Source organism: Duganella vulcania, assembly GCF_009857655.1.
Taxonomy (GTDB): Bacteria; Pseudomonadota; Gammaproteobacteria; order Burkholderiales; family Burkholderiaceae_D; genus Rugamonas; species Rugamonas vulcania.
The window spans coordinates 21,284-27,407 of the sequence record NZ_WWCX01000084.1; the positions used below are offsets into that span (position 1 = coordinate 21,284).

Below are 6,124 nucleotides of genomic sequence, written 5' to 3' on the forward strand. Positions count from 1 at the left end.
CCTTAGAAGTCGGCATTGAGCGAGACCGTCCAGCTGCGTTCCGGCACGAAGGTGTACTGGTCGAACGCCGCGCCCTTGCTGCTGGCCGAGATCGACGTCGCGTCCTGCTTGTTGAAGACGTTGTTGACGCCCACCTGCAGCTTGAGCATCTTGACCACGCCGCCGCCCACGCGCCAGCGGTAGCCGGCCGTGAAGTCGGTCACGGTGTAGGCGCCGATCTGGTAGGCGGCCGGCTCGCCGTCCTTGGCGTACTGGCTGCCGTTGGTCTTGGCGATCAGCGAGCCATACAGGCCATGGTCCTTGTACAGCAGGCCCAGTGCGGCGGTTGATTTCGGCACCTTGGCGATTTGCAGGCCGGTGTCCTTGGCCTCGGCCTTGTTGACCGAGCCGTTGGCGTGCAGCGAGAAGCCGCCGCCGACGTACACGGTCGCCGCGCCCTCGATGCCCTTGTAGACCACGCCGCCCTGGTTGTAGTAGACCAGGTCATTGCCGGTGCCGGTCGAGGCGATCTTGTTGTTGAAATCGATGTAGTAGACGTCCGCGTCGAAGGTCAGGCGGCCCGATTGATGCACGGTGCCCAGCTGGTAGTTGGTGGAGGTCTGCGGCTTGGGTGTGCTCAGGTTGGGGTTATTCACGTAGAACATGGACAGGTCCGGCACCAGGAAGCCGCGCGCCACCTGGGCGTAGGCCGACCATTCCTTGTTCACGGCGTAGTTCGCGGTCAGGAACGGCAAGGTGGTGTTGTAGGTCTGGTCGGCCTTGGTCGCGAGACGCGTGCCCTGGTTGACCACCGCGTCCAGCGAGCGCTTGAAGTCGACGTACTTGATCCCCGGCGTCACCGTCCATTGCGGCGCCACCGCCCATTCGAATTCGACGAAGGGCTGATACTGCTTCCACGACGAGTTCTGGTTGTACGAAACGTCCTTCGGCGCGGTCGCCTCCTTCGGATTGGGCACGTTCAGCGTCCAATCCAGGTCGAAGGTGTGGCGGTCGGTGTCCGAGTTCTCCAGCCAGATGCCGGTGCGCAGCAGGCCAGCTTCCAGGCGCTTGGTCAGCTTGAAGATGTCGCCGTTGACGCGGTAGGAATTGAGCTTGTTATAGCCGGGGACGTTCTTGTTGCCGGCCGCGCCGGACTTGGTGCCGTTGGCGGTGGCGCCGCTGGCGTCCTGGCCGGAGAAGGTGTTGTTGTCGTAGGCGTAGGTGTAGAGCGTGTTGTCGATCGCCCAGCCGCCGTCCAGGTTCGATTGCAGGCGGATGTACTCGAAGTCGGTGCGCTTGTCGTTGTAGTTGTAGCCGAAGTAGTTCTGGCTGGTCCTGTCGTTGTTGAGCGAGTAGTTTTTACCGTACAGCGCGACCTGGTTCAGCGTGACGCCCGCCTTGTCCGGCACGTAGCTGTGGATCTTGTTATAGGTCGAGAACACCGTCAGCATGGTGTCCTTGCCGATCGGCTTCTGGAGCTTGAGCTGGTAGTTGTCTTCCTTGACGCTGCTGTAGGTCTGGTAGCCGTCGCTGGTCAGGCGCGAGGCGTTGAACATCATGCGCGCGTCGCCGAATTTCTCCAACTGGCCGGAGTCGACCTCCGCGCCGACGATCTTGGTGTTCCAGGAACCATAGGTGGCGTAAGGCGAAAAACGGAATTCGGTCGACAGCTCCTTCGAGAACAGGTTGATCGAACCGCCGAAGGTGGCCTGTCCCAGGTTGCTGGCGTTGCCCGGTCCGCGCTCGATCACCATGCCGCCGATGATACGGGCCGGGAAGTAGGAGGTCGAATGGTGGGTCGGGTTGTTGGTATCGCCGAACGGGATGCCGTCGTAGGTGATGTTGTACTCGCCGTCCTGGAAGCCGCGCAGCGTGACCTTCGACTCGCCCAGGCCTGGGCCGTTCGACGACAGTCCGGAGCCGACGCTGGGCGCGATGCGCGCGACGGCGTTGAAGTCCGCCAGCGGCGTCACGGCCTGCTCGATGAAGGTCGCGGTGATGATGGACTGCGGCTGGGTAGCCTGCAACGACGCCTGCACCGGCGCGCGGTTGGCGGCATTGGAACCGGTGATCACCACGCGGCTCTTGATCGCCTCCGAATCCAGCGCGGTGTTCGACACCGGCACATCGTCGGAGGGCGCGGCGGTTTGCGCCTGCGCGCCACCGGCCATCAAGGTCAGCGCGGCCAGAACGTGGGCCGACATGGTCGACAAGATCAAGTGCTGCTTCGGATTCTTCATTTGGCTTTCCAGTTTGCGGGGTGTAAAAACCGGAAAGTCTAAGAAACTATTGTGACAACAGTATGAATCGCTTTGATAATCCTGCGCGAGCCTGATGCCTAGCAGGGCTTTCATTAACGCAGAATTAAAGCCGCCAACATGAATGAAATTAATACGAACTCACTATCCAGGAGGAAAAATAAACCACACTGGCCCTTGATTGATTGGCATAAAACCAACGCATCAGCGATAATGCGAATTGTTGTCATTCCCATTTACTTGAACACGCATGCGTACACAATATTCCCGCGCCCTCCTCCTCCCCGCAGCGCTGCTGCTGGCCAGCCTGGCGGCGTGCAGCGGTGGCGGCGGCTCTTCCTCCCCTACCGCGCCGTCCCCGGCGCCGCCCGTGGTTGAGGCGGGCCTCAGCCAGACCGCCAAGCTGGGCGAACTGATTTTCAAGGACCAGTCGCTGTCGGCCTCCGGCAAACAGTCGTGTGCGACCTGCCACAGCCCTGATCGGGCCCACGGGCCGACCAACAACCTGTCCGCGCAGCTGGGCGGCGCCAATGGCGACGTGCAGGGCTTCCGCGCCGCGCCGTCGCTGCGCTACCTGAACCAGAACCCGGCCTTCTTCTTCGCCAAGGACGGCACGCCGACCGGCGGCATCGACCGCGACGGCCGTGCGCAAAGCCTGGCCGAACAAGCCGAGCGCCCCTTCCTGGCGCCGCACGAAATGGCCAACGTCAGCAAGCAGGATGTGATCGACAAGCTGAAAAAGGCGCCGTACGTCGAGCAGTTCCGCGCGCAGTTCGGCGCCGCGATCCTCGACAACGCCGAGCAGGCCTTCAGCCGCATGACCTTCGCGCTGCAAACCTACCAGCTGGAAGACACGGAATTCCATCCCTTCGATTCCAAGTACGACCAGTTCCTGGCCGGTAAAGTGAAGCTATCCGACCAGGAACTGCGCGGCCTGGCGCTGTTCAACGATCCGGCCAAAGGCAACTGCATCGGCTGCCACACCAGCGCGCGCGGGGCGAATGGCGCGCCGCCGCTGTTCACCGACTTCACCTTCGATAACCTCGGCGTGCCGCGCAATAAGAAGCTGGCGGCGACCGCCGATCCGGCCTACTTCGACCTTGGCCTGTGTGGCCCCGACCGCACCGACCTGGCCGCGCGCACCGACTTGTGCGGCGCCTTCAAGGTGCCGACGCTGCGCAACGTGGCCACGCGCCAGACCTTCTTCCACAACGGCGCCTTCGACAACCTGAAAGACGTGGTGGCGTTCTACGTGCGGCGCGACACCAATCCAGAAGAGTGGTATCCGACCGGCGCCGACGGCGTGGTGCAGAAGTTTAACGACCTGCCGCCGGAGTACCGCAAGAACGTCAACACCACCGAAGTACCCTACAACCGCCAGCCCGGCATGGCGCCGGCGCTGTCGCCCAGCGAGATCGACGACGTCGTGACCTTCCTCGGCACGCTGACCGACGGCTACAAATCCAACCCTTAATTCCAGAGACCCGAGATGAACAAACACCTGATCGCCACCGCCCTCGCCGCCGCCTTCCTCGCCGCGCCGCTCGCCGCCACCGCGGGCGAGGCCGAACTGATGGCCCGTATCGAAAAAATGGCCGCCGAGCTGGAACAGCTGAAGGCCGAACTGAAAGCCAGCGTCAAGAAAACCGAAGCGGTCGAACAACGCCAGCAAGCCATCGCCGCGGCGGCGCCGGCGCCCGTGATGGCGGCACCGGCAACGGAGCCCGCCGTTGCGGCCTCCGCGCCATCGACCATCTTCGGCGCCTACGGCGAAATCAACTACAACCGTCCGACCAAGAACGCCAGCGGCGCGCAGGCCGACGTGCGCCGCGCGGTGATCGGCATCGAACACCGCTTCGACCAGAAGACCAAGATGGTCGCCGAATTCGAATGGGAACACGCCGTGGTCTCCGCCGACGACAAGGGCGAGAGCGAGATCGAACAGCTGTACGTCGAGCGCGAATTCGGCAACGGCTTGCGCAGCAAGGTCGGCCTGTACCTGATTCCGATGGGCCTGCTGAACACCAACCACGAACCGACCGCCTACTACGGCGTCGAGCGCAACTTCGTCGAGACGGCGATCATCCCGTCGACCTGGCGCGAAGTGGGCGTGAGCCTGTCCGGCGACACCGCCGGCGGCCTGACCTGGGACACCGGCATCACCACCGGCTTCGACCTGGGCAAGTGGGACGCCGCCGGCAGCGACGGCCGCGAATCGCCGCTGGGCTCCATCCACCAGGAAGGCCAGCAGGCCAAGTCGCGCGACCTGAGCGTGCACGCTGCGCTGAACTGGCGCGGCGTGCCCGGCCTGCTGGTGGGCGGCTCCGTCTTCACCGGCAAGGCCGGCCACAAGGCCGACGGCTTCACCGCCAACGACGCCCGCATCACCATGGTCGACCTGCACACCCGCTACACGCCGGGCCGCTGGGACCTGTCGGCGCTGTACGCGCGCGGCCAGATCAGCAACACCGAGGCGCTCAACGAAACGCTGGTCGGCAATCCGACGCCGGTGCCGAAGAGCTTTGCCGGCTGGTACACGCAGGCCGCGTACCGCCTGATGGAAGTGGGCGACTACACGCTCAGCCCCTTCGTGCGCTACGAGCAGTTCAACACCGCCAAGAGCTACGCCGCCGTGCCGCAGGGCCTGGGCGTGGCCGCCTCGCCTGACGAGAAGGTCACCACCGTCGGCGCCAACCTGAAGGTCGGCGAAGGCGTGGTGCTGAAGGCGGACTACCAGAAGTTCAAGGAGGACAAGTCGCGCGACCGCCTGAACCTGGGCATGGGCTTCTCGTACTGATATGCGCTACCGCCACTTGATCCCCCTGGCGGCATGCGCCGCCGGCGCGCCGGCCTTCGCGGCGCAGTACCTGAACGCGGAGCAGGCGCAGAAGCTGATGTTCCCGGAAGCGACCGCGTTCCGCCAGCAGGACCTGGCGCTGTCGCTGGCGCAGATGCAGCAGGTGGAGAAGCTGGCCGGCCTGCCCGCGCGTTCGGTCAACTGGCGCGTGGTCGGCGCCTACAGCGGCGACCAGCTGCTGGGCTACATGGTGCTCGACGACGTGATCGGCAAGTTCGAGCTGATCTCGTACGCGGTCGGCCTCAATCCCGACGCCACGGTGCGCCAGATCGAGATCCTGACCTACCGCGAGAGCCACGGCGGCGAGATCCGCCTGCCGGCCTGGCGCCACCAGTTCGTTGGCAAGTCGGCGCGCACGGGCGGGCTGGCGGTGGGCGACGGCATCGCCAACATCAGCGGCGCCACCCTCTCCTGCACCCACCTGACCGACGGCGTGCGGCGCATCGCCGCCGTGGCCCAGGTGGCGCTGAAAAAGTGATGCGCCGCGCCCAGCCCTGGCTGGGCACCCTGGTCGACATCGCGGCGGACGGCGATCCGCAGGCGGAAGCTCTGTCGATCACGCAGGCCTTCGCCGAGATCGCGCTGGTGCATCGCCTGATGAGTTTTCACGACGCCGCCAGCGACGTCTCGCGCCTGAACCGCGCGGCGCCGGGCGAGCTGCTGGAACTGCATCCGCACACGTGGCGGGTGCTGCAACTGGCCGCAAGGATGACCGAGCTGTCGCACGGCCTGTTCAACATCGCCTGCGCGCCGCGCCTGGTGGACTGGGAATGCCTGCCCCGCCCCGCCGCGGCGGACACGCCGCCGTACCAGCCGGCGCTGGCGGTGTACCGCTGCGAGCAATCGCCAATGGCCTGCAAGCTGGCGCCGGGATGGCTGGACCTGGGCGGCATCGCCAAGGGTTACGCGGTCGATCTCGCGGTCGAGGCCTTGCAGCGCGCGGGCGTCGCCAGCGGCTGCGTCAACGCCGGCGGCGACCTGCGCGCCTTCGGCGAACGCGACTGGCCGGTGGCCGTGCGCGATCCGCAGG

The 6,124-nt window shown here is 65.3% G+C and carries 5 protein-coding genes; 4 read left to right on the forward strand and 1 reads right to left on the reverse strand.

Annotation, left to right across the window (positions count from 1 at the left end; translation table 11 throughout):
- Window positions 1–2 precede the first annotated feature (2 nt).
- Window positions 3–2,219, reverse strand: a complete 2,217-nt coding sequence (locus GTP90_RS28045; RefSeq protein ID WP_161086597.1) for a TonB-dependent receptor — start codon at window positions 2,217–2,219, stop codon at window positions 3–5.
- 268 nt (window positions 2,220–2,487) lie between these two features.
- Here GTP90_RS28045 and GTP90_RS28050 point away from each other — a divergent pair, with 268 nt between their 5' ends.
- From GTP90_RS28050 to GTP90_RS28065, 4 genes are all read left to right on the forward strand, one after another.
- A complete protein-coding gene (locus tag GTP90_RS28050; protein WP_161086598.1) occupies window positions 2,488–3,711 on the forward strand; it encodes a cytochrome-c peroxidase in 1,224 nt (407 codons plus the stop codon).
- Between the two features lie 15 nt (window positions 3,712–3,726).
- On the forward strand, window positions 3,727–5,034 hold the full coding sequence (locus GTP90_RS28055) for a putative porin (protein WP_161086599.1): 1,308 nt from the start codon (window positions 3,727–3,729) through the stop codon (window positions 5,032–5,034).
- Window position 5,035: 1 nt separating this feature from the next.
- Window positions 5,036–5,572, forward strand: a complete 537-nt coding sequence (locus GTP90_RS28060) for an FMN-binding protein (RefSeq protein ID WP_161086600.1) — start codon at window positions 5,036–5,038, stop codon at window positions 5,570–5,572.
- A partial coding sequence (locus tag GTP90_RS28065; RefSeq protein WP_161086601.1) for an FAD:protein FMN transferase occupies window positions 5,572–6,124 on the forward strand: 553 nt, incomplete at its 3' end. The genes GTP90_RS28060 and GTP90_RS28065, both read left to right, overlap by 1 nt.

Coding starts and splice junctions, on each gene's coding strand:
- GTP90_RS28055 (WP_161086599.1), top strand. CDS start 3,727: ATGAACAAACACCTGATCGCCACCGCCCTCGCCGCCGCCTTCCTCGCC.
- GTP90_RS28050 (WP_161086598.1), top strand. CDS start 2,488: ATGCGTACACAATATTCCCGCGCCCTCCTCCTCCCCGCAGCGCTGCTG.
- GTP90_RS28060 (WP_161086600.1), top strand. CDS start 5,036: ATGCGCTACCGCCACTTGATCCCCCTGGCGGCATGCGCCGCCGGCGCG.
- GTP90_RS28045 (WP_161086597.1), bottom strand. CDS start 2,219: ATGAAGAATCCGAAGCAGCACTTGATCTTGTCGACCATGTCGGCCCAC.